This is a genomic window from uncultured Bacteroides sp. (assembly GCF_910578895.1).
Taxonomy (GTDB): domain Bacteria; phylum Bacteroidota; class Bacteroidia; order Bacteroidales; family Bacteroidaceae; genus Bacteroides.
The window spans coordinates 1-24211 of sequence record NZ_CAJTSC010000045.1 but is presented as its reverse complement, the minus strand read 5'-3'; the positions used below and the strand labels follow the sequence as shown (position 1 = coordinate 24211).

Genomic DNA, 24211 nt, shown 5'->3' with positions numbered 1-24211 from the left:
TTAACAGGGGTCAAATTGCTGTGAATTAAGGGGACTACTTTGAGTGGATTTTCCACATATTGCCGGAATCCATGCAAATCATTACTTTTAAATGGCTCATCAACGCAAGTTCTTCGTTTAATTTTAGTTTTCCTGCCAAAGATTGTATGTTGCTTCCCATGGCAGCCCATTTTTCCAACAGTTCTTTTTCTGTTTTCCCGCCACCAAAGAGGAATATTTTCCAATCGGCATGTGCCGATAATTCTTGTATCAATGCCTTGATTGTTTCTTGAGGCAGAGTTTTTCCTTTGTGTGCCGCAAAAGGAGCTAAGCCTATCCACGGCTTGTTATCTGGTGTCCCTGCTATTTGTTGGAATAAGGATATGTCTCCTTTGCTTTCCTTAAAAATAGAGTGGAAAGTTGTTTTTATCGGATACCCTAACTTCTTGAATACATCTTCATAACGCATGAAAGAAGAGGGAAGTTGTTTCATTATTTTGTGTTTCGGACGGATTAAAGCTTTCTTTTCTTTGCGCCCTTTGTCGATGTGTGCTACTTTTACACCTGTAGCCACGAAGAACATTCTCAATATTTTGCTACGCAGGACATCGTGTAAGTCGGCAACCGCATTATAGTGCTTTTCTTCCGTTAACTCACGAAACAGGCGAAACAAGCCTTTCACCCCCTTGTACATCTTTACATCGACTTCCCGGAAGTGTACGTTAGGGGGAAGCTTTGCAAATAGAGGTTGCATGAAAGGCTTACTCAACACGGTGATGTCTATTTGAGGGTATTGTTGTGCCAAAGTAGTAAGGACAGGTATTGTCATTGCTACATCACCAAGTGCGGAGAAACGTATGACAAGTAATTTCATTTTTTGTTGTAAAGAACAGGATTTAAAGCAGGGTCGTTGTACATTTTCATTTGCTTATACGTTTTCATGTATTTCCTTCCGCTTTCAATGTCTGTAATCAGTTGTTCAATAGCAGTCGAAAGATCTTTTTGTTGTTCCAACAAGATGTTTAATTTCATTTCACATCGGGCGTGATGTTCTATGGTGGCATCGGTGCGTTCCACTTCTTGTTGCATGTGATATATCTTCAATGCAAGGATGGATAAACGGTCAATGGCCCATGCCGGACTTTCCGTATTGATAGTGGCGTTTGCCTTTATTGGGGCATCCTTATATTTATCAAGGAAGTAACAGTCTATTCGTTCTACCAAATCCGTACGGTCTTGGTTGGATTTGTCAATTTTTCTTTTGATTGTCAAAGCCTCTGTCGGGTCTATGGCAGGATTTCGTATGATATCTTCCAGATGCCATTGAACGGTGTCAATCCAGTTCTTTAGATAAAGGTCATGTTCTATACTCCTTGGGTTGAAAGGATTTTTGATAGGGGTATTTACGTCATCTGTCTGATGATAATCAACGATGGATTGGATGAAGACATTGATGCAACTTTCGGTAAGGTTCATAAATAAATAGTTTAAAATTAAATAATATCGGGTTGTTGCACACGTAAAAGTGTTTTTTAAACGTTCGTTTAATAAACACGTCTTTCTTCCTTTTTAGAAAAAGAGAAAATGTATATATTTATAACTGTTGATAAGTCCCGGTTTGTCGAATTGAATACTATTTTGGGACATGGACGTAAAAAAAATGTAATAATATTTTTTAGATAAGAAATAACACCTATCTTTGTGTTTATTAAACGAACGTCTAAAAAACACATCTTCTGCTTGGAAGGTATATATTTCTGATTGTAAATCAGGTGATTGCAGGTGTGTGTAGATAACTTTTTTATACCCCATGAAGTGTATTCATATCATTACCCCCGTAAAAGACTCTATTGAATTGACGCTGCAAACCGTGGAAGCCATTATGGCATCCGATTTCCGGACGCCTTTCACCTATACCGTATACAACGATTTCAGTACGGACGAAAACACGGTTAAGTTGCGGGAAGCATCCGAAAAACAGGGTTTTGAATTGGTGAATCTTGCAGATATTACAAACCATCCTTCGCCGAACTATCTGTTGGTCTTGCAAATGGCGCAACAGCGTGCCATTGAAGCGGAGGCGGGCTTGATGATTGTAGAGTCGGATGTCGTAGTCAGGAAGAATACGTTGCAGGCTCTGTTTGACGGTGCGATGGAAAGAGAAGGGTGTGGCATTGCTGCTGCCGTTACAGTAGATGAAAAAGGAGAAATCAATTACCCCTACCTGTATGCCAAAGGTAAGGAGAACCAGGTGTTTCCGGAGAAGAAACATTGCAGTTTCTGCTGCTCCCTGCTGACACTGGACTTCCTGAAGGCCTTTGACTTCCATCAGTTGAATCCTGAAAAGAATTGGCACGATGTGACCATTTCGCATCAATCTTTGAAGGAAGGGTTTAAGAATTACCTGTTTACCACATTGCCGGTGCTTCACCAGCCTCATGGCAGCCGCCCGTGGAAACAATTGAAGTATAAGAATCCGTTAAAGTATTATTGGTTGAAGTATACAAAAGGGTTGGATAAAATTTGATATGTCTATGAAAGTTGAAATGAACCGGAAATTTGCGATGTTTCATCCTTATACCTTAGTTGTTCACCGGGATTTTGAAGCGTTGGGAGATTTCATCTTGTCTCTGCCGGAGCGTTTTGAAAAGAATGAGGGAGTTGTTATCCATCAGGGGCGCAATGAGTTGAGGAAGATGGAGTATGGTGGCAGGGAGTATGTCGTCAAGTCTTTCCATCGGCCCAATTTCATTAACCGTTTTGTGTATGGTGTTTTCCGTCCTTCTAAAGCAAAACGGTCCTACGACCATGCCCGGATATATCAGAAGATAGGGGTGGGTACCCCTCAACCGGTGGGATACCTCAATGTCCGTAGCGGTCTTTTGTTCGATAAGAGCTACTATGTGAGTTGCCTGTCGGCATGCCCTTATGTCTATAACGACTTGTTCGGGCAGAAGTTCGAGTATGAAGAGGAGGTGCTGCGTGCGATAGGGCGGGTGACCGCCGTTCTTCACGAACATGGATATGCCCATAAAGACTATGGGCGTGAAAATATCCTGTTTCGCAAGACGCCGGAAGGTATCGAGTTGGAGATTGTGGATTTGAATCGCATGTCTGTCGGAACCATCGGCATGAAAGCCGGGTGTAAGAACTTCGAACGCTTGCCTGCCACTCCGCAGATGCACCGTTGGATGGCGGAGGAGTATGCTAAGGCACGAGGGTTCGATGCGGAAAAGTGTTTTGAACTGATGGTTGCCTACAGGAGCACTCAGCCGGGAAAGATTGATAACCTTTATTAAACTTGCCATGAATATTATAGCCGTAGTTGTCACTTATAATCGGATAGAACTGCTGAAACGGACCGTTCGTTGCCTGCAACAGAATAAGCCGGTCTCTTCAATCGTTGTTGTTAATAACGGAAGTACCGACAGTACTGTCGAGTGGCTGGAGACGCAGCCGGAACTTATTGTCATCAATCAAGCCAATGTCGGCGGTTCGGGCGGTTTCTATGCTGGTATGCGGTATGCGTATCAGGCAGGTGCCGATTGGATTTGGTGTATGGACGATGATGTTTTTCCACATGCCGATTGTTTGGAGCAGCTGTTGCTGCATGCCGGCAGGGAAGATATAGGCATACTTGCGCCGCGCCGTTTGCAGGAAGGCAAGCTCTTTACGCATGAGTTTCAAGGTTATAATTTAATAAACCCTTTTGTTTCCATGTACACCGGTAAATTGTCGAAACAGACTGTAACAGAGCCTGTGGAGATACAGGGAGCTGCTTTTGAGGGACCGTTTATCCGGCGTGAGGTTGTTGAGAAGATAGGTTATCCCAACAAGGACCTGTTTATCTTTTGTGACGATACGGACTATTGCCTTCGTACGGTGAAAGCCGGTTATAAGATATTGTATGTTCCCGCAGCACTGATGGATAAGGAAAAGTTCTTTTCGGACGACAGCTGGAGCGAAAGGAATAAAAAGAAAAAGTGGAAGCGTTTTTACCAGATACGTAATTCCGCTTATTTGAATCATCATTACGGCGGCAACTGGGCGGTGAGGTATCTTCGCGGCTTTAATGGCGTGGCGGGTTATATCCTGACGGCTCTTGCCACCTGCCCGTTTACCGATGCCTATCAGTGGAGTGATATCCCTAAATTGTGGAAAGCCTATCGTGACGGAGTAAACGAACGGTTAGGAAAGATGAATGCTTATTGATGCGGTTGTTGCCACCCTATTGGCAAGACTTTGCCTGTGAACTGGCAAGACAAGCGCAATATTTGTATGGAAGAAGCATGCGCCGCAACTGTCGTCCGCCCGTTGGCGGTTCTGTCCGGAGCGTCTGTAAGAAGACTGCTTGTATATGTTTATAGCTGCATGCGGTGGGCTGTCATCGGATATACGCGTTTTTACCTGTGGACGTGAAAATAATGAATAGGAATATTTTTTAGGTAGTAAATAACTTCTATCTTTGTGTTTCTTAAATGTTCATATTTAAGAAAGCACTATTTTTTTGACTAAGCAAGTGTTGGAAATTAATTTATACGACTTACATAATACTTATAAAACAATACTGAATGAATGATAGTCTGTGGTATAAGCTTCGTAGCGGTAAACCGTCAAAGGCATTCTTTTTCCTGAAAGGATATTTGAAGCGGTGTATGCCCGATTACTTTTTCGGCATGCGGAGAAAAAGCCTTTTAAGGCAAGTGGAGGCGCGGCATGATAAGGATTACATTTACGAACGGGTGAACTATTATAATAAGATACAGCATCCGGTCCGATTGCCCGATAAGATACTGCATGAGCATAAGCATAGCTATTACGTCTATTTGGACCAGATAAAGAATTTCCGCCCGTCCACATTTCATAAAGCGTATTATTTCGATTTGCAGGACGTGGCGCGTTGGTTCAACCGGAAATCGCGCATTAGTTATATCCCCGGCGATGTATATTTTACTCCGGAATATCCTTCGATTGTGAAGAGCCGGTTGCTGAAAGAGGATAATGTGTATTCGGTGGTGCTTAAGTTGGACAAGCTGCGTCATTTCATTTTCCTGAACGACCCTGTCCCTTTCTCGCAGAAACGCGACCAGGCTGTCTTTCGTGGGAAAATCCGCCTTAGCCGCATCCGCGAGAAGTTTCTTCAAAAGTATTTCGGCTCATCCATTTGCGATTGCGGTGTGGTAGGTAAGAACGAAGGATATCCCGAGGAATGGATGACACCTAAGAAAACCATTCGAGAGCATCTTGACTACAAGTTTATTATGGCGCTCGAAGGCAACGATGTGGCTTCTAACCTGAAATGGGTAATGTCTTCCAACTCCATTGCCGTAATGACGCGCCCCACTTGCGAGACTTGGTTTATGGAAGGAAAACTAATTCCCGACTATCATTACATCGAAATTAAAGACGACCTTTCTGATTTGGAGGAAAAGCTGGCATATTATATCAGTCATCCGGCAGAAGCGGAACAGATAGTCCGGCATGCCCATGAATATGTGGCTCAATTTCTCGATGCCAAACGCGAACGGCTGATTTCGTTGCTGGTGATGGATAAATATTTGAAGATGACTAATCAATTTGTTTAAAAGAAAATATTATTTATGGTACCTAAAATCATACATTTATGCTGGTTTAGCGATGACCCTTTTCCTGTAGAAATAAAAATCTGTATGGAAAGCTGGAAGCGGGTCTTGCCGGATTATACAGTTAGGCGTTGGACTTATGCTGATGCTCAGGCTATTGGTTGTAAGTATATTGATGAGGCATTAGCTGCAAAGAAGTGGGCATTTGCTGCCGATGTAGTTCGCTTCTATTCTGTTTATAAAGAGGGAGGAATCTATATGGATAGCGATATGTTCGTGAAGAAACGTTTTGATGAGTTTATTCCGGAACATGGTTTTGTCTCGTTTCATGAGCATATCTGTACCACTGTTAAGTTGCAGGCAGCTTTCCTGATAGGTGAGAAAGGAAATAAATTCTGCGAAGATGTATTTAATTACTACAACAGCCGTTCTTTCCTTTTACCGGACGGCTCTTTCGATCTGAAAATATCTCCGGATGTAATGGTCGAGATTGCCCGCGAGAAGGGTTACAAGGCCGAAGATGTAGAGCAGCATTTGGTCGATGATACTGTAATTTATCCGGGATACTTTGTCACTCCGTGTAATAAGAATACAATCAAACATCCGGATGCTTTTGCCAAACATAAGGTTTATGGAAGTTGGAAGAAGCACAAGTTGGGAAGAAAGTTCGAACGCCTGATGAAGCATATTGTTCTTTGGATACGCTTTACGCTGTTTAACCGATAAGGGCTTTGATAGAAAATAAAGGGCATGTTGAAACAATTTATACACTATTTTTATACGCGGATTTTTCTTGATTTATTTGCGTTATCTGTGTCTAAAAAGTGTGATTATGTAAGTTTTTCATGGTTTCGGTACATCTTTCATATTTATCATCAGGGTATTTTTGCGGATATCCGCAAAAATACCCTGTAATGATAGAGATAAATGCCTGTAACAAAGAATACTTATCTGTTTTTCCTGATAGCTGAAAGCGAATAGTAATGTTTCGGCTTATTTTAATTATCTCAATACAGTTTCTTTGTTCATAGTTTTCTTCTTATAAAATAGAGAATCTTTTTGTAAAGGTACTTACATTGGTTTCTTAAACATTTGTCTTCTGCATGGACCTTTATGCCATAGGTATAATATATACTTTGGCGTGGAAATTCTATACCTTTAATTTTCCCTTTGTAAAAATAAACCAATAATTGGTGGGGCATTACTTTTTTTACAATATAAGAAATGTTTCTGTCGTCAAATGCACCTAATCGATGAAATGTAGAGTAGTTTATGTGGCATTGCATTTGTAAAAACATATTTAGATAGATTGTTCCCCAAAACGGCATTACTTTCTCAAAATCTATGTATTGGAATTGCTGTATGAAAGATGCTATTTTGCATGATATGGTAATGTTGGTATTTGTAACATTCTTATCTTGCATAAACATCTTCTTTTTGAAGTTGATTCTTACAGTATCCTCTTCGTAGTAATAACTATCGGTAGAAGGATACGGTGAAGCGGAGTAATATTGCTCCAGTAATGGTGGAAGATGTGCCTTATACAGATTGTCATTGCAGAAAGAATAATATAATCCATACTTGGAAGATAAAACATTTGGGCTGCATCCATAGTAAAAACATATCGCCTTCTCTTTGTTGGAGTTTTCAAGTATGCGGTTTATCATTAGTCGCGATGTGCCTATCCAGCCAATGTCTACTATTCCGCATTTGCTATTATCCAATAACCCTTCTTGTCTGAAATAATCCAATAAAATTTTTCTGGCAGTAGCAGCACGTTCTAAAATAGAATGCTTGATCAACGGTTGTTGTAGGAAGTTCAAAAAAATATCTTCCTGCCTTTGATCTTTTATTCGATCGAAGGAAATTTCTTTTAAAGTATTGTTGTCTAGGCTTAAAGGGTCAATTCGTAAGTATTTAAATATTTCTTTTACTCTTTTCCTGTTTTTGTGTAAGGAACTTACACCTAGATTTTCGTATAATTCTTCTTTTGTTAGCGTATAGATACTTGGTAAAAACAACGAATAACGTGATACGAATAAATATCGATATTCTATGTTGGGAAAACTGCCGGAAAATGTTTTCGCAATCTGTTGTAAGATATATCCGTCTCTTGATAGAAAATATAATTTGTCTATATGTAGCTCTGTCGCTTTTTTTAGCACATACATAGTGTATGGAACATATAATGATGCTACAAAGTCGGCGGCATTGTCTATGTTGGCATTAGATGTTTCGGAAGATATACGTGCTGCTCTTTGGATTCCGGCTAATATATTCATTGTGATATTAGGAGGAAAGTTCTGGGCAGACTTTATTAATAATCGTTCTGCTTCTGTATATGGAGTTTCTACCAGATGCGCTTTTATGCCTTTTTTCTTGGCTCTGGTATAGTCGCTTTTGAAGTTATCACCATAATGTTTCCATTCTTTGATGTCTTTATATTGATTTCTTACAATGTCATATAGCATTCCATTGTATTTTGTGGCTTTCATTTCACAAGATACAAATACAGGATCAGACTCGTATGCGCAGTTTTGTTCTATTAATAGTTTTTTAAGGAACTTACTGCTTAGATACATGTCCGAAATGAAGCAGATTGTATAACCTTCCGAGCGTAGTTTGAGAATCTCTTTTTGTATTTTAGCATTGGGTATGAGATTCTCTTTTTCTAATTCATATTCCAAAGCTGTTGCACATTCTTGTGATATATTGGTTGGGCTATGGAAGTCTCCGAATGAATAAATCTCTTCTAAAGTAAGATGTTGTTTTTGAGACTTGTCAATTGCTTCCTTTTCTGCTCTTTTTCTCCACAAGAAGAAGTCTGTTTGGAAAGCTTCACTATCAGGATATAAGGCTTTGGACAAGATGTAGAAAATATTTTCTGGTGCCCCTACTTTGCGTATTAGTGTGGTATCGAATATGTCAAACGATGCTAATTTTAAATTGTCCATTAGGTTTTCTTATGAATCTGGATGTAATGCTATAATCTATCTCGTTTGGAGGTGAGTAATGTCGGGATTAAAATCCTTAGGATTTGATTCCAACGTTCCAGTCTGTATTCCGGCACTCCCGCTTGTAAGGTTTCATATAGAAAATGGTAGAGTTTGTTTTTTTGTTGCAAATCAATAGGAAGACGCTTTATTTTTCGATACAATAGCCCACGTCTTAGCTGTTTTTTATAGTTACTTAGGTTGTTCAATTTCTTTTCCATGGCACGAACTATTTGGATATCTTCCATGATTCCACCACCCTTTGTTCGTGATGCATTAGTAACTTTGGTGGGATGTTGCCGAAAATAGTTTAGATTTTTATATACTTCTATTACTTTTCCTTTTAAACTCATTTCAAACCAAAACAGGTAATCGCCGCAATATCTCATGTGCTGAAATGCGGTATCGGCAAGTTCCAATGCGTAATTTCTCGAAAAGAGAACACCGCTTGCATTTATCGGATAGTTTTTCCAATACATATTATGGGTTGCAAACTGTATCCCATCGAAACATTGTGCTCCTTTTTTCTTTCGGTTTCCCCAATGATTTATATCTTTTGGGGATATGTTGCCATCCGCGTCAATTAGCAATGAGCCAACATAGCAAATGGCAGTATTCTCATTCTTTTCAGATAGATGGATGCACGTTTCCAAAAAGTCAGGCTCTGCGAGGTCGTCTGCTTCGGCTATCCAAACATATTTCCCACGCGCTAAAGAAATACCTTTCATCCATTGCTGAAAGGGGCTTCCAGTGTTTTGATTGTTGATTACGATATGGGAGACATATTTGTTATTGCGATACTCTTCTAATATAGAAATGCTTTCATCTGTTGATGCATCATCAAGCAGGATTAACTCAAAGTCGGTGAAAGTCTGGTTTAAAATAGATTCAATGCGCATGGGCAGATATTGCGCATAGTTATAATTGGGTACAATGACGCTGACAAGGGGGCTCTTTTTCATTTCTTTAATTTTATCAACACAAATTTTACCGCTGAAATAAGGGGGCTTATAGCTCATTGAATAATCATTATTGTTTCAATGCGAAACATGTATTTAATGTGTTTTTTAAACGTTCGTTTAGAAAACACAAAGATACGTGTATTTTATTACCTAAAAAATATTGTTACTCATTTTTTTATAATTGTAGGTAAAAATGTGTCAATCTGAGAATACTTATTTTTTTTAAGAGGTTATAAATATATCATATACTTCTTCGAATAGTTATAAATAACAACAAATAGTTTGCTCTTGCGGATGTCTTAAAAGGATGTTTATTTGTACGCATTTATAACTGTCCTAAATGCACGTAATACTTATATTAAAGTGCTTTTACCCGTAGGTTATGAAAAACACGTAAAAATATTTTTTAATTAGGAAATAACTTCTATCTTTGTGTTTTTTAAACGACCGTTTAAAAACAGTTGTTATTGGTTGTTTGTTGATTATCAATATTGTGCGCACGAAATGAAAAGGAATTCAAGAATTAAACGCTTTTTTAAGCGTATAGAAGGAGTGGTTGTATCTTGTAAGCAATACATAATCGTGCGCCATTTACTGTTGCATGGTGGTAAGGAGATTATTTCTAAATACATACACTCTTCGTTGGCAACAAGTGGACAGATTACGGAAATCTCTCCTATTTGGATTTGTTGGTGGCAAGGTAAAGATGCTATGCCGGATATTGCTAAGGCGTGTTATAACTCTGTTCTGATGCATGCCGATAATCATCCGGTTATATTGATTACAGAAAAGAATTATCGGGATTATGTAGTCCCACCTTCTTTTATTTTAGAAAAGCAGCAAAGGGGAGAAATTGATTTAACCCACTTTTCCGATATACTTCGTATGCTATTACTACAGCAATATGGTGGAATATGGTTGGATAGTACGGTGTTGATACCCGGTAAAGGATTGAATACGTTTATTCTTCCGGCTTCAAAGTTCTGGAGTTGTCATCATCTTCCCATTTATCATAATATCTCAAAAGGCGGATGGACAAGTTTCTTTTTGGCTTGCGGAAAGGGGAATCCACTGCCAGCTTTCATAGCGGATATGCATTTGTCTTATTGGAAGTCCCATAAAAAACTGATTGATTATTTACTTTTAGATTACACATTCGCCATAGCCCGTGCCAATATACCGTCTATACATCAAATGATTGAAGAAGTGCCGATAACAGTCATGGGACCTCTTGGCAAGTGCTTGAATGAGGAGTATACGGAAGAAAAATGGAATAAATTCTGTACTGATTACGATTTTCATAAATTGACTTATAAAGGGTCTTTAAACCTTCGGACACCGGAAGGTAAAAAGACCTTTTATGCTCATATCCTTGAAACTTACTTAGTTTGATTTCGCCACAATTCCAGTGCCGCAGCTACCGTGTCATCCATATCCGCATAGGTGTATTGCGCCAGTCTGCCGCCGAATAGAACGTCTTTCCGTTGCCGGGCAAGTTCCTGATATTCGTTGAATATTCGGGTGTTCTTTTCATCGTTTACCGGATAATACGGTTCTTTCCCTTGTTCGAAGTCGTCGGGATATTCGTAGGTGATGACGGTGGAGGGCTGCTTGCCGAATTCGAAATGCTTATGCTCGATAACGCGTGTGTAAGGAGTCTCGCGGTCGGTGTAATTAACGACCGCATTGCCTTGAAAGTCTTCTACTCCGACCAGATGCTTATGTTCGAAGTGCAGGCTTCGATACTCCAGTCGTCCGCAGGCATATTCAAAGAACTCGTCAATGCAACCAGTGTAGAGGGTCTTTTCCGCCAAGGCACTCAACTCACTGCGGTGTTCCATGTAGTCGATTCTGGTACGGACTTCGGTGCCTTTCAGTAAGGCGTCAATCAAACGGTTGTATCCGCCGATGGGGATGCCTTGATACGTGTCGTTGAAATAGTTGTTGTCGAAGATAAAGCGGAACGGGATGCGTTTGATGATAAATGCCGGAAGTTCCGTAGCCGAACGTCCCCATTGCTTCTCGGTGTATCCTTTTATCAGTTGTTGGTAAATGTCTTTTCCGCAGAGTTTCAGTGCTTGTTCTTCCAGGTTTTGCGGATTGGTTATGTGCTCGTATTCACTGCACTGCTCCTGTATCTTCGCTCTGGCTTCTGCCGGGGTGCGCACTCCCCATAGCTGGTAGAAGGTGTTCATATTGAAAGGCAGATTATACAGTTTCCCCTTGTAGTTGGCGATGGGGGAGTTGGTATATCTGTTAAATTCCACCAGCCGGTTCACATAATTCCATACCTCTTTATTGTCTGTATGAAAGATGTGTGCCCCATACTTATGTACGTTAATTCCGTCTGTTTCCTCACAATAGATATTTCCTCCGGTGTGTGCGCGCTTTTCTATTACAAGGCACTTCTTGCCGGCTTTATGGGCTTCATGAGCAAATACGGCTCCGAACAAGCCGCTGCCTACAATCAGGTAATCGTATGGTTTCATTGCTTTCTATTTAGAGTTGGTTTCTTGATTTATCGTAATTTATGTTGCTTTCTTCATCTTCTTTCGGTGGGTTCAGGGCAATGCCGGTCTTTGCGCCGGACTTCCTTAATTCAGGAACAAATTTACATAATTATCACCAATCTTGCAGAACAAGTCTCTATATATTATGCCGCATATTGATAAAAAATTCTGTTATATACGTAATTACCGCTGTTTTTGTCTTGTCGGCGCGCAAAAAAGAACATGTTCGCTTTATTCTCCCCGTGCTTTGTGCTATCTTTGCCACCAATACACGAGTAATGAATTAACAACAGTTTAATCGAATGAAAGAATTCCTCCGACTTCTGCGGCGTTTTGTCCCGCCTTACAAGAAATATCTGATATGGGCACTGTTTCTGAACCTGCTATCGGCAATTCTGAATATATTCTCTTTCGCCCTGATTATACCTATTCTTCAGATACTTTTTAAGATGGACACCAAGACTTACGAGTTCATTCCGTGGGATACTGCCGGAGTGGGCCTGAAGGATGTGGTGACCAATAACTTCTACTACTACGTTACCGAAATGATAGCCTCGCAGGGCGGCTCGTTGACGTTGCTAATCTTGGGCGTGTTTTTGGCGGTGATGACGCTGCTGAAGGCATTCTCCTATTTTGCCTCTTCTGCCGTGATGATTCCGCTTCGTACGGGGGTGGTGCGCGATATTCGTGCGCAGGTGTACGATAAGGTGCTGCATTTGCCATTGAGTTTCTTTTCCGAAGAACGGAAAGGAGATATCATAGCCCGTATGAGCGGTGATGTCACCGAGGTGGAGACATCTGTCACCAGCTCGCTGGATATGCTCATAAAGAATCCGATACTGATTATTGCCTATTTCGGAACATTGATAGCCATCAGTTGGCAATTGACGCTGTTTACGCTGTTGGTGCTTCCGGGCATGGGCTGGGTGATGGGCACGGTAGGTAAGAAGTTGAAACGGCAGTCGTTGGATGCACAGGCGAAGTGGAGCGACACAATGTCGCAATTGGAAGAGACCTTGGGCGGACTGCGCATCATCAAGGCTTTCATTGCCGAGGGCAAGATGATGGAACGCTTCAACAGATGCAGCAATGAGTATCGCGATGCCATCAACCGAGTTGCTACCCGCCAGGCATTGGCGCATCCCATGAGCGAGTTTCTGGGTACGTGTGTCATCGTTATTGTGTTGTGGTTTGGCGGAACGTTGATTTTGAGCAACAGCGCTACGATTGACGCCCCCTCGTTCATCTACTATCTGGTGATTTTGTATAGTGTCATCAATCCGTTGAAGGAGTTCTCCAAAGCGGGTTACAACATACCCAAAGGACTTGCTTCTATGGAACGTATCGACAAGATACTTTTTGCGGAGAACCCCATCAAGGAACCTGCCTTGCCGAAACCGCTCTCCTCGTTGGCGGATAAGGTGGAGTTCAGGGATATCAGTTTTAGTTACGATGGTTCCCGCCAAGTGTTGAAACACATCGACCTGACCGTGCCCAAAGGCAAGACCATCGCGCTGGTCGGGCAGTCCGGTTCCGGTAAATCCACATTGGTGGATTTGCTTCCCCGCTATCACGACGTGCAGTCGGGCGAGATACGGATAGACGGGGTTAACGTCAAGGATGCGCGTATCGCTGATTTGCGCGGTCTGATAGGTAACGTCAATCAGGAGGCGATTCTCTTTAACGACACTTTCTTTAATAACATAGCTTTCGGTGTGGAGAATGCCACTATGGAACAAGTGGTCGAAGCGGCGAAGATAGCCAATGCCCACGACTTTATCATGGACACAGAAAAGGGGTACGACACCAATATAGGCGACCGTGGCGGCAAACTCTCCGGTGGACAGCGCCAGCGTATCAGTATCGCGCGCGCCATCCTCAAGAACCCGCCTATACTGATTTTGGATGAGGCTACTTCCGCGCTTGATACGGAATCGGAACGTTTGGTACAAGAGGCTTTGGAGCGGCTGATGAAAACCCGTACCACGATTGCCATTGCGCACCGCCTTTCCACCATCAAGAATGCGGATGAAATCTGTGTGCTTTACGAAGGGGAAATCGTGGAACGTGGCAAGCACGAGGAACTTCTTGCCAAAGATGGTTACTATAAGAAACTGAATGATATGCAGTCTTTGGGATAAGACGGGACGCTCCGCCCTGTGTCATTTTCTTCCGAAGTCTGCGGGTATTTCCCCCCATTGCTGTGTTTCCCATTTCAGGATGGGGGTGGAGTAGGTATTCTCGCGCAGCCATTTCTCGGCGCGTTCTATCAGCAGGAAAAGTTCTTCGGTTCTGGAGTCGCGAGGTAGCTTGGTCTTGCATTTCTTCTGTTTTACCCAATGGATGGCATTTACGCTGTCGCTGTAGATAGGCATGTCGAAGCCTTTCTGCTTCAGCAGGGCGAGTCCGTGGACGATGGCAAGAAACTCTCCGATGTTATTGGTTCCGTACGTGGGGCCGAAGTGAAAAATCTGCTGGCGGCTGGCAACGTGCACGCCCCGGTACTCCATTGCGCCGGGATTTCCGCTGCATGCGGCATCTACGGCAAGGCTGTTTTCAAGGACGGCAGCAGGATAGGGAGCGTCTGCACGCAGAGAGTTCCCGGTTTGTTTGCCGTTTGCGGACGTGTTACGTTTGATGTAATCGTAAGGTGAGGCGGCAAAGGCCTTTTCTGCTTCTTCACGGGTTTCGAACGATTTATATTTCGCTCCTTCGTAGCCTTTGGTCTGTAACTGGCAGTCGGTCCAAGAGGTATAAATGCCCGGAGTGCCACCCACCCATACAACGTAGAATTTCTCTTTTCTCATAACTTGCGGCAAAGGTACGAATATATTTCACAAATCCGAACAATCGGTCTCTTTCGCTTGTTGTTCCCACAAAGAATGAAAGGAAAATATATGAAAAGAACATTTGCAGAAGCGTTGGAGCACCGGCGCAGCTATTATTCCATCGGTAGCGACTCCCCCGTTATGGACGAGGAAGTGATACATATCATCCGTACGGCAGTGAAGAATGTGCCATCGGCTTTTAATTCGCAGTCGACGAGAGTCGTCCTGTTGCTGGGTGATGAGCATAGGAGGCTATGGGACATTGTAAAGAACATCCTGAAACAACATGTTTCGCCCGAAGCCTTTGTGAATACGGAGAGCAAGATTGACAGGTGTTTTGCTGCCGGACATGGCACTATACTCTATTTTGAGGATACTGCGGTTGTGAAAAAATTGCAGGATGCGTTTCCTGCATACAGCGACAACTTCCCGACTTGGTCGCAGCATACGTCGGCGATGCACCAGTTTGCCATTTGGACAATGCTGGAAGACGTGGGGTTGGGCGCCTCCTTGCAACATTACAATCCGTTGATTGATGATGAAGTACGCCACACTTGGAATCTGCCTGAAAGTTGGATGCTGATAGCCGAGATGCCTTTTGGCACGCCGGTTGCCGACCCCGAAGCAAAGGAGTTCCGGGAGCTGAGCGAACGGATCAAGATTTTCCGCTGATTGCGGATTGGTTTTAACGCCGAACTGTCTTTTTTGTTCCAAAAGCGAAAATAAGTGGCATTTCGCCATAAAAAATGGATAACTTCATTTTATTCTGCTCTCAGTTTGCTTATCTTTGCCGCCAAACGGTAAGCAATTATGATACGTATCTTTCTGACCGGTTACATGGGAGCCGGCAAAACAACATTAGGCAAGGCTTTTGCCCGCGAACTGGATGTGCCTTTCATTGATTTGGATTGGTACATAGAAGAACGTTTTCACAAATCTATTCGTGAATTGTTCACAGAGCGGGGAGAGGCCTCTTTTCGTGAATTGGAACGGAACATGCTTCACGAGGTGTCCGAGTTTGAGGATGTCGTAATCTCGACCGGCGGCGGTACGCCCTGCTTCTTCGATAATATGGACTACATGAACAGTTGCGGGCAAACCGTTTTTCTGGATGTGCATCCCGATGTGTTGTTCAACCGCCTGCGGGTGGCGACCCATCAACGCCCCATTCTACAAGGAAAAACGGACGGGCAACTGCGCGCCTTTATTGTGGAAGCATTGGACAAGCGTGCTCCTTTCTATTCGCAAGCCCGTTACCGTTTCGATGCCGGACGTCTGGAAAGCAGAAGGCAGATAGCCGAGTCCGTACAGCAGTTGCGTAACCTGTTGGGTGTTTAATCCCTTGTATATGTGTATTTTTCGTGCAAAAAAGCGGAGCGTTCCGGATTTATATGTATTTTTGTACCCCTTAAGTTTGGTTAGATTGTAAATAATACGGGTCAGGTAGTAAAGACGATATTTCTTTAACTCCTGATTCACATAATTAGTAAATTGTAAATAGTCAAATTGTAAACGAACTGATGAGAAAATGGCGTATTGAAGATTCAGAAGAGCTGTACAACATTACGGGTTGGGGCACTTCGTACTTTGGTATCAATGACAAAGGTCATGTTGTAGTAACACCGCGCAAAGACGGGGCCGGCGTTGATTTGAAAGAACTGGTCGACGAATTGCAACTGCGTGACGTGACGGCTCCCATGCTGGTCCGCTTCCCCGATATCCTTGACAACCGGATTGAGAAAATCTCCTGTTGTTTTCGGCAAGCGGCGGAGGAGTATGGCTACAAGGCAGAGAATTTTATTATCTATCCCATTAAAGTGAATCAGATGCGTCCGGTGGTTGAGGAGATTATCAGCCACGGCAAGAAGTTCAATCTTGGACTGGAAGCAGGCTCCAAGCCCGAACTGCATGCGGTGATTGCCATCAATATGAATTCCGATTCGCTGATTATTTGCAACGGATATAAGGATGAAAGTTATATCGAACTTGCCCTCTTGGCGCAGAAGATGGGGAAACGTATTTTCCTCGTAGTGGAAAAACTGAATGAGCTGAAACTTATAGCCAAGATGGCGAAGCAGTTGAACGTAAAGCCCAACATCGGCATTCGTATCAAGCTGGCTTCATCGGGAAGCGGCAAGTGGGAGGATTCGGGAGGTGATGCAAGCAAGTTCGGACTCTCTTCCAGTGAATTGCTCGAAGCACTCGACTTCATGACAAGCAAAGGCATGCAAGACTGCCTGAAATTGATACATTTCCACATCGGAAGCCAGGTGACGAAAATCCGCCGCATCAAAACAGCCCTGCGTGAAGCATCGCAGTTCTATGTGCAGTTGCACAGCATGGGTTTCAATGTCGAGTTTGTGGATATCGGCGGTGGCTTGGGAGTGGATTATGACGGTACGCGCTCTTCCAATAGCGAAGGTAGCGTGAACTATTCCATTCAGGAATATGTCAACGACTCCATATCCACATTGGTAGATGCCAGCGACAAGAACGGTATTCCTCATCCCAATATAATCACAGAGAGCGGCCGTGCCTTGACAGCGCATCATTCCGTACTCATTTTCGAGGTGTTGGAGACAACCAATCTGCCCGAATGGGACGATGATGAAGAGGTAACTGAGAGTGACCATGAACTGTTGCGTGAGCTTTATGCCATCTGGGATACGCTGAACCAGAATAAAATGCTGGAAGCCTGGCACGATGCGCAACAGATACGTGAAGAAGCGCTTGATTTGTTCAGCCACGGTATCGTAGATCTGCAGACCCGTGCCAAGATTGAGCGCTTGTATTGGTCTATCATGCGCGAGGTGAACCAGATAGCCGGTGGGCTGAAGCATGCGCCCGATGAGTTCCGCGGGCTTCCCAAGTTGCTGGCGGATAAATATTTTTGCAACTTCTCGCTTTTCCAGTCCTTGCCCGACTCTTGGGCAATAGACCAGATATTCCCCATTATGCCTATCCAGCGTTTGGATGAAAAGCCGGACCGGACAGCCACCTTGCAGGATATTACTTGCGATTCGGACGGTAAGATAGCCAACTTCATCTCTACCAAGAACGTATCTCATTACTTGCCGGTACACTCGCTGAAGAGTAAAGAACCTTATTATGTAGGTGTGTTCCTGGTGGGTGCTTATCAGGAAATTCTCGGTGATATGCACAACCTGTTTGGCGACACGAATGCCGTGCATGTCTCTGTAAGCGACAAGGGGTATACGATAGAGCAGGTGATTGACGGTGAAACTGTTGCCGAGGTGTTGGATTATGTGCAATACAGCCCGAAGAAGTTGGTCCGTACATTGGAGACATGGGTAAGCCAGTCTGTAAAGGAAGGACGCATATCGCTGGAAGAGGGGAAGGAATTTTTATCTAATTATCGTTCCGGCTTGTACGGATATACTTATTTGGAATAATGAGAGAGAAACTGACAGTAATCAAGGTGGGTGGCAAAATTGTGGAAGAGGAAGCCACCCTCTGCAAGTTGTTGGATGATTTTGCCGCTATTGAGGGTTATAAGGTCCTGGTGCATGGCGGCGGACGGTCGGCAACGAAGATGGCAGCCTTGCTGGGCATTGAAAGCAAAATGGTAAACGGACGCCGCATTACCGATGCCGAAACCCTGAAAGTGGTGACTATGGTGTACGGCGGACTGGTGAACAAAAACATCGTAGCCGGTCTGCAGGCGCGTGGTGTAAATGCACTGGGACTGACGGGTGCGGACATGGATGTGATTCGTTCCGTGAAGCGTCCGGTAAAAGAGGTGGACTATGGTTTTGTAGGCGATGTGAAGCAAGTGAACGGAACTTTTCTCGCCGACCTTATCCATAAAGGGATTGTTCCGGTAATGGCTCCGCTGACACACGACGGAGAGGGGCACATGTTGAATACGAATGCCGATACGATTGCCGGGGAAACTGCCAAGGCATTGTCCGGGCAGTTTGACGTAACGCTGGTGTATTGCTTCGAGAAGAAAGGCGTATTGCGCGACGAGAACGATGACGACAGCGTAATTCCCCAAATTACTCCGGAAGAGTTCAAGCAATATGTCGCCGAAGGAGTAATCCAAGGCGGCATGATTCCCAAGTTGGAGAACTCTTTCGAAGCTTTGGATGCCGGTGTCTCGGAAGTTGTAATTACTTTGGCATCAGCTATAAACAGCAACGGTGGAACCCGTATCAGAAAATAATTTTAAAAAAAGTGGTGGCAGGCTGTAACTTTCCGTTTGCTGAACCGTCAATTAGTTAGAGATGCAGGAAATCAGTTTTCGTAACGACATTCTCCCCCTGAAAGACAAACTCTTTCGGTTGGTCCTAAGGATTACATTCGACAGGGCGGAAGCGGAAGATGTCGTGCAGGAAACACTGATTAGGGTGTGGAACAAGCGTGACGAGTGGACGCGGTTCGGTTCTATCGAAGCCTATTGCCTGACAGTGGCAAAGAACTTGGCGATAGACCGCAGCGAAAGAAAAGATGCTCAAACGGTGGAATTGACACCCGGCATGGAAGAAGCTTCCGATGCATCAAGCCCTTACGAAAGGTTGGTGAGTAAAGAGCGGATGGCTTTGATACATCGCCTGATGAATGGACTTCCCGATAAACAGCGGCTGATTATGCAACTGAGGGATATTGAAGGTAAGAGCTATAAGGAAATTGCGGTTGTCCTGAATCTGACCGAGGAGCAAGTGAAAGTAAACCTCTTCAGGGCGCGGCAAAAAGTGAAACAACGGTTTATCGATATAGAGAATTATGGACTTTAAATATATAGAACAACTTTTAGAACGCTATTGGCAGTGTGAGACTTCCCTTGAGGAAGAAGCGGAATTGCGTGCTTTCTTTGCGGAAGCGGACGTTCCCGGGCATCTGTCGCGTTACAAAGATTTGTTTGTATATCAGCAGTTTCAACAGGAAGAACATCTGAATGAGGATTTCGATGTGCGGGTGCTTGCTGAGGTTGAGGTCCCGGTGGTGAAGGCGAGACGTATGTCATTGGTTGCGCGTTTCACGCCGTTGTTCAAAGCCGCTGCGGTAGTGGCAGTGATACTTTCTTTGGGTAATGTGATGCAACACTCACTCTTTGCCGATGTCAGGGAAGTAGCCGCCACCGATACTATCGGCAAACAGATTTCCGCTCCGTCGGTTGCCCTTTCGGGGGATATGGCCGCAACGCACGAGAAGCAGTTGCTGGATAGTCTGCATCGTGCGAATACGGAAAAGGAAATCAAGTGATAAGCGTTTTCATTTGCTTTTAAAATAACATTTTCATTTGCTTTAATATAATATAGTTAGTGTGCTTTTTAAAACAAAAAACAGAAGCTGTGAAGTTTCAATTCTCTCAAATTTTTATAAAAACTAACTAAGATAGATGGGACGCCGCGTGATGCAGCGTCCCTTTTATGTAGAGGAGCTTCGGAAAAGAATTTGTATCGTTAAGTTATCAAGTAAAGAGTGCCAGAGAAATAAGGAGCAATAAAACAATACTTTTCATAGTCACTTCAAATAATATTTGATAATGACCGGATTGTCTTCCTCTTTTAGTTGTTCCATCTTATGGATTTCTTCCTCTGACATAAAACGGCGGTCTATAAAATGGGAAATCTCACGTGGAGAACAGAGAGAAAGCAGGATATTATCCACTATATCGAAGCATAAAAACATATCGAAAGGCACTCCGTCTTTCAGTAGAAAACCTTTCTTTGTCTTCCGGTTATATAGGAAGGTTCTACCGGGCATGGTTGTTTTGACCATAAATACGTACACATAATCCTCATTGAAGAGTTTGATTTCGGGAATGATTTCAGTTGAGTTAAACAGATATTGGTATCTTTCTTGCAATCCTTTGGATATAGCACGCCGCTTTGCATCATCTTTGGTTCGTTGTCCCGTGGATATCCCGGGCAGGTTCTTGCTTTTTACTTCCGCGGTGCCAAAGTCAAGGTAAGCTACAGGCAGAAGTTCTTTTTTTTGCTTGTCAATCTGATATAAATAATAATTCAAGCCGAATGGGACAAAATCAAAACCTGTCCCCCTCTTATAGAAGCAGGATTTTGACATATTATTATTACCTATAGTCCCTTGAAAAGCCGTATTGGTTTTTTGATGGGTTTCTATATTCTCGAACGAGACTTCCTGGTCTGTCCACATGTTGGGATAGGTGAACAGATAGTTTACGCTATCCAGTGGCATGAATTTATTTACCGGAAATTCTTGCTGGTAATTTCTTTTTGCAATAAGCTCAAATGTCGGGCTATAAGTATAGACTGTCCCGTACGGGCTGAGCAAGTCTATACCGTTTAGATAGGGGTTGAACTGGATATCCATTGCCATATAATATTCCCTTGGTCCTTTCCCTTTCATTTTTTTTGAATTGCTTATATAAGTTCCATTACCGGAAAAGGTATAGACAACCTGATTTCGGAAGTAGAAAGCGTACATATCCATTTCTTTGTCATAAATGGCTTTTGCATGATAAGATATTACCGAAGAGTCGTTGGTCTCCAGCGGAACAATTTCTATTTTTTCTAAAAAAGAAGCAGCGTCTTCCGTAGCATTCTCGTATTCTATAGGTATGATTTCCATACCTTGAGGCAGGTTTCTTTCATTAGAACTGCAAGCGGATAAGAATAACAAGATTGACAATAAATAGGTAGATTTCATTTCATAATAATATGGTGGGTTATCTTTAATGTTCATTGATACAAGGTGCAAGACAATGGTCATCCATATATCCGGAGAGTTTACAATCAATATAGGGTTCGCCATTATTCGCAATGAGTGCGATAAGGTATATGTTCTTCGTTATCTCTTTGTTTTGTATTAGAACGTGTTACAAATATAAATAAAAAAATGAATCTTGAACAATCTTTCAAGATATATAGTATACAAAGAGCGTGAGAAACTTCTCACGCTCTATAAACACTTCATAAGTAAAGTCTTTTTGTAAAGTAGCTGTTTGCATCAAAGCTTGTATACCCCTTTCTTGGGAAGATCCAATTCCGGATTGCCTTTATAGCCTATGTTTCCACTGCCGCTGATGCGTGCTTTCAAGAAATCGGTAGCATGGCATTTGATATCTCCCGAGCCTGATATGCTTGCCGAAACACGTTTTGCCTGCAGTTCGGAAGCAAGCAAGTTGCCGGAACCGGCCACATGATAACTTGCCTCTGGGGCCACCCCTTTCAGTATCATCGTTCCCGAACCTGCTATTGATGCTTTGGTGTCGGTGGCTGATACATTGCTGAACTTCAAGTTTCCTGAGCCGGCTATGGATGCCGTAAGGTCGGCGCAACTGATGTTGCCGCCTTGTATGTTTCCTGCTCCGGCAATGGAAAAGTCCAGGCTGTTCGTGCAACGGATATTATTTGCATGTATGTTTCCCGCTCCTGCCACGGACATTTTCAGCTTGTCTGTTTTCAATTCGTTGGCAAGTTTTACGTTTCCTGCCCCTGCCACGGAGATTTTGTTCAGCGTCTCGGAAGAGATACGGATTTCCAGTTTGTTATACGATACATTGAAGCCTTTCTTGAACTTGATATTCAGTGTGCCGTTGGTCACGTTGATGTCCAGGAGGTCTACGATGTTGTCGGAAGTGTAAATTTCCACTTTGGGCTTTCCGGCTTGTTGGGTGTAAGTGACCTTCTGGTTGCCGGCCAGGCTCAGACCGGTGAAGTCGGACACCTTGATGTTTTTGGTTACATAGTTCTTGCTCGCTTTGACGATTTTCCCGCCGAACATGCCGGAACTGTATGTATGACTCTGTGAACAAGCGGCGGTGCTTAATGCGAAGATGACGAATGCGATGATTGTTTTTAAGGTTTTCATATCTGTTTTTTTAAGTTGTTTTATTTGTTAGACGTGCCCTTCTCTCGAAAAGTTGCAGTGACCATCACTTTTTTTCGAAAATATTCTGCCGGCGCATTGTTTGCTTTTTCGCTTGATTCTTTGTTCCTTTGCCTATGTTTAAAAGAACAGGAAGAATAAAGGCAGATGATACCAGAACGTGTTTTGGAAGATGAGGAGTTGGGACACATTCGGGTACGGGTGAATGCCCGCGCCCGGCGTTTGACTTTCCGCATACGCGAGGATGCCATCCAAGTCACTGTTCCGCCGGGCACGCCGCTTGCAGAGGTCGGCAATGCCGTTGAACAGTTGCGCCCGCGGTTGAGGGTGGCGAAACAGAAGCAAAGCCGTCCGCTGATCGACTTGAATTATCGGATTGATACCGAATACTTCAAATTGACGCTGGTCAGCGGAACGCGCGACCGTTTCCTTTCACGTTCGGAACTGGGGGAGATGCAGATTATCTGTCCGCCGGATGCCGATTTCTCCGATAAGGACTTGCAAGCCTGGCTTCGCAAGGTGATTGAAGAGGCTCTGCGGCGTAATGCCAAAATCATACTTCCGCCCCGGCTCTATGCCCTCTCTCTGCAGCATAACCTTTCTTACAAGAGCGTGAAGATAAATTCCAGCAGCGGGCGCTGGGGGAGTTGTTCCGCTCGCGGCGATATCAATCTTTCCTATTTCCTTGTGCTGCTGCCCAGGCATCTGATTGACTATGTGCTGCTGCACGAATTGGCGCACACCCGCGAGATGAACCACGGCGAGCGCTTTTGGACATTGCTGGACGGCATGACGGACAATAAGGCACAAGCCCTGCGCGCCGAATTGAGAAAGTATAAAACCGACTTCTGACGCCGCCTTTCACTTTTCCCGTGCCAGCAGTTTCACCTCATCGTTTTCTTTCTCGAAACGGTAATTGCCGCCTTTCTCGCTCAGTTCGAACAAAGACAGCTTGTCGGTGGCTTTGTCCACCACCATCAGCGCGCTTTGTTCGGCAAACCGCTTGACTTCGAACGTGAAAGGCTCTTCGTCGATGCGCCTGTCTATCAGGATGCTGTCATTGATGAACACGGATATGGAGTCGCCCGTGAATCCTTTTGCCAATGTGATGTTGTAGGTCTCGGCAAAGTACCGCCCGCCTTCCTTCTGCCGTTGCAGGCGCATGCTCATATAGACGAAAATAACGACAACGAATATTACGGCAAAGGCAAGGATGCCGTTGCCTACCATAAACTGCTTGTTGGTGTTCAGGTGATGTGCCATGGCTATTGGGTTTTAAGAACCCTGCAAATATAACGATTAATTTTCTGAACTTCTCCGGGCACGGTTCTGATTTATCGCCTGCCCGCGGCGTTTTGCCTTTTTGTCTTTTTGTCATTCCGCCCCTGTCTTCTGACAATTTGTATTTCCCGCTGCCGCAGAATCGGTTTTTTCCGCCCTTGCGTACTGCCGGCGGGAAAAAACGGAACAAAAAACGCCCATCTTGCCGACAGTCAGCGCGATAGCGAAATCCTTACAAAC

At 43.6% G+C, this 24211-nt stretch carries 24 protein-coding genes; 15 read left to right on the top strand and 9 right to left on the bottom strand.

The genetic code is table 11. From position 1 onward, the window contains the following. Positions 1–34: 34 nt before the first annotated feature. On the bottom strand, positions 35–853 hold the full coding sequence (locus QZ327_RS11095) for a glycosyltransferase family 9 protein (protein ID WP_294619296.1): 819 nt from the start codon (positions 851–853) through the stop codon (positions 35–37). Continuing rightward, positions 850–1455, bottom strand: a complete 606-nt coding sequence (locus QZ327_RS11090; RefSeq protein ID WP_294619294.1) for a DUF4254 domain-containing protein — start codon at positions 1453–1455, stop codon at positions 850–852. Before QZ327_RS11090 ends, QZ327_RS11095 begins: the two co-directional genes overlap by 4 nt. Before the next feature lie 334 nt (positions 1456–1789). On the opposite strand from QZ327_RS11090, the gene QZ327_RS11085 reads away from it, so the two are divergent. The 6 genes from QZ327_RS11085 (at position 1790) to QZ327_RS11060 (ending at position 6287) form a co-directional block, all read left to right on the top strand. After that, positions 1790–2506 (top strand): glycosyltransferase family 2 protein, encoded by a 717-nt coding sequence (locus tag QZ327_RS11085; RefSeq protein WP_294619292.1) that lies wholly within the window; start codon positions 1790–1792, stop codon positions 2504–2506. 19 nt (positions 2507–2525) lie between these two features. Next, the gene (locus QZ327_RS11080) at positions 2526–3278 is read left to right on the top strand and encodes a lipopolysaccharide kinase InaA family protein (protein WP_294619298.1); all 753 of its coding nucleotides are present in this window, start codon (positions 2526–2528) and stop codon (positions 3276–3278) included. A 7-nt stretch (positions 3279–3285) separates the two neighbouring features. Beyond that, positions 3286–4191 (top strand): glycosyltransferase family 2 protein, encoded by a 906-nt coding sequence (locus QZ327_RS11075; RefSeq protein WP_294619290.1) that lies wholly within the window; start codon positions 3286–3288, stop codon positions 4189–4191. Positions 4192–4257: 66 nt separating this feature from the next. Next, positions 4258–4398: a hypothetical protein gene (locus QZ327_RS11070; protein ID WP_294619288.1), complete on the top strand. Its 141-nt coding sequence runs from the start codon at positions 4258–4260 to the stop codon at positions 4396–4398. A gap of 152 nt (positions 4399–4550) precedes the next feature. Then, positions 4551–5564, top strand: a complete 1014-nt coding sequence (locus tag QZ327_RS11065; protein WP_294619286.1) for a glycosyl transferase family 90 — start codon at positions 4551–4553, stop codon at positions 5562–5564. 15 nt (positions 5565–5579) lie between these two features. Next, positions 5580–6287, top strand: coding sequence for a glycosyltransferase family 32 protein (locus QZ327_RS11060; RefSeq protein ID WP_294619284.1), 708 nt, complete (start codon positions 5580–5582; stop codon positions 6285–6287). Positions 6288–6586: 299 nt separating this feature from the next. On the opposite strand, the gene QZ327_RS11055 is transcribed toward QZ327_RS11060, so the two are convergent. Both QZ327_RS11055 and QZ327_RS11050 read right to left on the bottom strand, forming a co-directional pair. After that, the gene (locus QZ327_RS11055) at positions 6587–8515 is read right to left on the bottom strand and encodes a hypothetical protein (RefSeq protein ID WP_294619282.1); all 1929 of its coding nucleotides are present in this window, start codon (positions 8513–8515) and stop codon (positions 6587–6589) included. A gap of 29 nt (positions 8516–8544) precedes the next feature. Continuing rightward, positions 8545–9573: a glycosyltransferase family 2 protein gene (locus QZ327_RS11050; RefSeq protein WP_294619280.1), complete on the bottom strand. Its 1029-nt coding sequence runs from the start codon at positions 9571–9573 to the stop codon at positions 8545–8547. 447 nt (positions 9574–10020) lie between these two features. On the opposite strand from QZ327_RS11050, the gene QZ327_RS11045 reads away from it, so the two are divergent. Then, the gene (locus QZ327_RS11045) at positions 10021–10908 is read left to right on the top strand and encodes a capsular polysaccharide synthesis protein (protein WP_294619278.1); all 888 of its coding nucleotides are present in this window, start codon (positions 10021–10023) and stop codon (positions 10906–10908) included. Here the strand turns inward: QZ327_RS11045 and glf are convergent. Continuing rightward, complete coding sequence (gene glf, locus QZ327_RS11040; RefSeq protein WP_294619276.1) at positions 10896–12005, bottom strand: UDP-galactopyranose mutase; 1110 nt, start codon at positions 12003–12005, stop codon at positions 10896–10898. The two genes, QZ327_RS11045 and glf, sit on opposite strands and share 13 nt — an antisense overlap. 323 nt (positions 12006–12328) lie before the next feature. On the opposite strand from glf, the gene QZ327_RS11035 reads away from it, so the two are divergent. After that, positions 12329–14167, top strand: a complete 1839-nt coding sequence (locus QZ327_RS11035; RefSeq protein WP_294619274.1) for an ABC transporter ATP-binding protein — start codon at positions 12329–12331, stop codon at positions 14165–14167. Between the two features lie 21 nt (positions 14168–14188). Here the strand turns inward: QZ327_RS11035 and QZ327_RS11030 are convergent, their stop codons facing one another. Further along, entirely contained in the window at positions 14189–14833 is a 645-nt protein-coding gene (locus QZ327_RS11030) for a ribonuclease H family protein (RefSeq protein WP_294619273.1), read from the bottom strand. Between the two features lie 90 nt (positions 14834–14923). Here QZ327_RS11030 and QZ327_RS11025 point away from each other — a divergent pair, with 90 nt between their 5' ends. From QZ327_RS11025 to QZ327_RS11000, 6 genes are all read left to right on the top strand, one after another. Continuing rightward, positions 14924–15526: a nitroreductase family protein gene (locus QZ327_RS11025; protein ID WP_294619271.1), complete on the top strand. Its 603-nt coding sequence runs from the start codon at positions 14924–14926 to the stop codon at positions 15524–15526. A gap of 138 nt (positions 15527–15664) precedes the next feature. Next, entirely contained in the window at positions 15665–16192 is a 528-nt protein-coding gene (locus tag QZ327_RS11020) for a shikimate kinase (protein WP_294619269.1), read from the top strand. A gap of 182 nt (positions 16193–16374) precedes the next feature. Beyond that, positions 16375–18267 carry a biosynthetic arginine decarboxylase gene (speA, locus tag QZ327_RS11015; RefSeq protein WP_294619267.1) on the top strand — a complete coding sequence of 631 codons (1893 nt, stop codon included), beginning with the start codon at positions 16375–16377 and terminating at the stop codon, positions 18265–18267. Further along, positions 18267–19040, top strand: a complete 774-nt coding sequence (gene argB / locus QZ327_RS11010) for an acetylglutamate kinase (protein ID WP_294619265.1) — start codon at positions 18267–18269, stop codon at positions 19038–19040. Before speA ends, argB begins: the two co-directional genes overlap by 1 nt. A gap of 61 nt (positions 19041–19101) precedes the next feature. Continuing rightward, positions 19102–19611, top strand: a complete 510-nt coding sequence (locus QZ327_RS11005) for a sigma-70 family RNA polymerase sigma factor (RefSeq protein ID WP_294619263.1) — start codon at positions 19102–19104, stop codon at positions 19609–19611. Continuing rightward, positions 19601–20080 (top strand): hypothetical protein, encoded by a 480-nt coding sequence (locus QZ327_RS11000; RefSeq protein ID WP_294619261.1) that lies wholly within the window; start codon positions 19601–19603, stop codon positions 20078–20080. The genes QZ327_RS11005 and QZ327_RS11000 overlap by 11 nt, the downstream gene beginning before the upstream one ends. Before the next feature lie 261 nt (positions 20081–20341). Here the strand turns inward: QZ327_RS11000 and QZ327_RS10995 are convergent, their stop codons facing one another. Together QZ327_RS10995 and QZ327_RS10990 are read right to left on the bottom strand one after the other, a co-directional pair. Further along, positions 20342–21508: a 6-bladed beta-propeller gene (locus tag QZ327_RS10995; RefSeq protein WP_294619259.1), complete on the bottom strand. Its 1167-nt coding sequence runs from the start codon at positions 21506–21508 to the stop codon at positions 20342–20344. Positions 21509–21808: 300 nt separating this feature from the next. Then, positions 21809–22672 (bottom strand): head GIN domain-containing protein, encoded by an 864-nt coding sequence (locus tag QZ327_RS10990; protein ID WP_294619257.1) that lies wholly within the window; start codon positions 22670–22672, stop codon positions 21809–21811. Between the two features lie 165 nt (positions 22673–22837). Here QZ327_RS10990 and QZ327_RS10985 point away from each other — a divergent pair, with 165 nt between their 5' ends. Further along, entirely contained in the window at positions 22838–23542 is a 705-nt protein-coding gene (locus QZ327_RS10985) for a SprT family zinc-dependent metalloprotease (RefSeq protein ID WP_294619255.1), read from the top strand. Between the two features lie 9 nt (positions 23543–23551). Here QZ327_RS10985 and QZ327_RS10980 read toward each other — a convergent pair whose 3' ends face one another. After that, on the bottom strand, positions 23552–23953 hold the full coding sequence (locus tag QZ327_RS10980; RefSeq protein WP_294619253.1) for a hypothetical protein: 402 nt from the start codon (positions 23951–23953) through the stop codon (positions 23552–23554). Between the last annotated feature and the right edge of the window lie 258 nt (positions 23954–24211).

Coding starts and splice junctions, on each gene's coding strand:
- QZ327_RS11095 (WP_294619296.1), bottom strand. CDS start 853: ATGAAATTACTTGTCATACGTTTCTCCGCACTTGGTGATGTAGCAATG.
- QZ327_RS11090 (WP_294619294.1), bottom strand. CDS start 1,455: ATGAACCTTACCGAAAGTTGCATCAATGTCTTCATCCAATCCATCGTT.
- QZ327_RS11085 (WP_294619292.1), top strand. CDS start 1,790: ATGAAGTGTATTCATATCATTACCCCCGTAAAAGACTCTATTGAATTG.
- QZ327_RS11080 (WP_294619298.1), top strand. CDS start 2,526: ATGAACCGGAAATTTGCGATGTTTCATCCTTATACCTTAGTTGTTCAC.
- QZ327_RS11075 (WP_294619290.1), top strand. CDS start 3,286: ATGAATATTATAGCCGTAGTTGTCACTTATAATCGGATAGAACTGCTG.
- QZ327_RS11070 (WP_294619288.1), top strand. CDS start 4,258: ATGGAAGAAGCATGCGCCGCAACTGTCGTCCGCCCGTTGGCGGTTCTG.
- QZ327_RS11065 (WP_294619286.1), top strand. CDS start 4,551: ATGAATGATAGTCTGTGGTATAAGCTTCGTAGCGGTAAACCGTCAAAG.
- QZ327_RS11060 (WP_294619284.1), top strand. CDS start 5,580: ATGGTACCTAAAATCATACATTTATGCTGGTTTAGCGATGACCCTTTT.
- QZ327_RS11055 (WP_294619282.1), bottom strand. CDS start 8,515: ATGGACAATTTAAAATTAGCATCGTTTGACATATTCGATACCACACTA.
- QZ327_RS11050 (WP_294619280.1), bottom strand. CDS start 9,573: ATGAGCTATAAGCCCCCTTATTTCAGCGGTAAAATTTGTGTTGATAAA.
- QZ327_RS11045 (WP_294619278.1), top strand. CDS start 10,021: ATGAAAAGGAATTCAAGAATTAAACGCTTTTTTAAGCGTATAGAAGGA.
- glf (WP_294619276.1), bottom strand. CDS start 12,005: ATGAAACCATACGATTACCTGATTGTAGGCAGCGGCTTGTTCGGAGCC.
- QZ327_RS11035 (WP_294619274.1), top strand. CDS start 12,329: ATGAAAGAATTCCTCCGACTTCTGCGGCGTTTTGTCCCGCCTTACAAG.
- QZ327_RS11030 (WP_294619273.1), bottom strand. CDS start 14,833: ATGAGAAAAGAGAAATTCTACGTTGTATGGGTGGGTGGCACTCCGGGC.
- QZ327_RS11025 (WP_294619271.1), top strand. CDS start 14,924: ATGAAAAGAACATTTGCAGAAGCGTTGGAGCACCGGCGCAGCTATTAT.
- QZ327_RS11020 (WP_294619269.1), top strand. CDS start 15,665: ATGATACGTATCTTTCTGACCGGTTACATGGGAGCCGGCAAAACAACA.
- speA (WP_294619267.1), top strand. CDS start 16,375: ATGAGAAAATGGCGTATTGAAGATTCAGAAGAGCTGTACAACATTACG.
- argB (WP_294619265.1), top strand. CDS start 18,267: ATGAGAGAGAAACTGACAGTAATCAAGGTGGGTGGCAAAATTGTGGAA.
- QZ327_RS11005 (WP_294619263.1), top strand. CDS start 19,102: ATGCAGGAAATCAGTTTTCGTAACGACATTCTCCCCCTGAAAGACAAA.
- QZ327_RS11000 (WP_294619261.1), top strand. CDS start 19,601: ATGGACTTTAAATATATAGAACAACTTTTAGAACGCTATTGGCAGTGT.
- QZ327_RS10995 (WP_294619259.1), bottom strand. CDS start 21,508: ATGAAATCTACCTATTTATTGTCAATCTTGTTATTCTTATCCGCTTGC.
- QZ327_RS10990 (WP_294619257.1), bottom strand. CDS start 22,672: ATGAAAACCTTAAAAACAATCATCGCATTCGTCATCTTCGCATTAAGC.
- QZ327_RS10985 (WP_294619255.1), top strand. CDS start 22,838: ATGATACCAGAACGTGTTTTGGAAGATGAGGAGTTGGGACACATTCGG.
- QZ327_RS10980 (WP_294619253.1), bottom strand. CDS start 23,953: ATGGCACATCACCTGAACACCAACAAGCAGTTTATGGTAGGCAACGGC.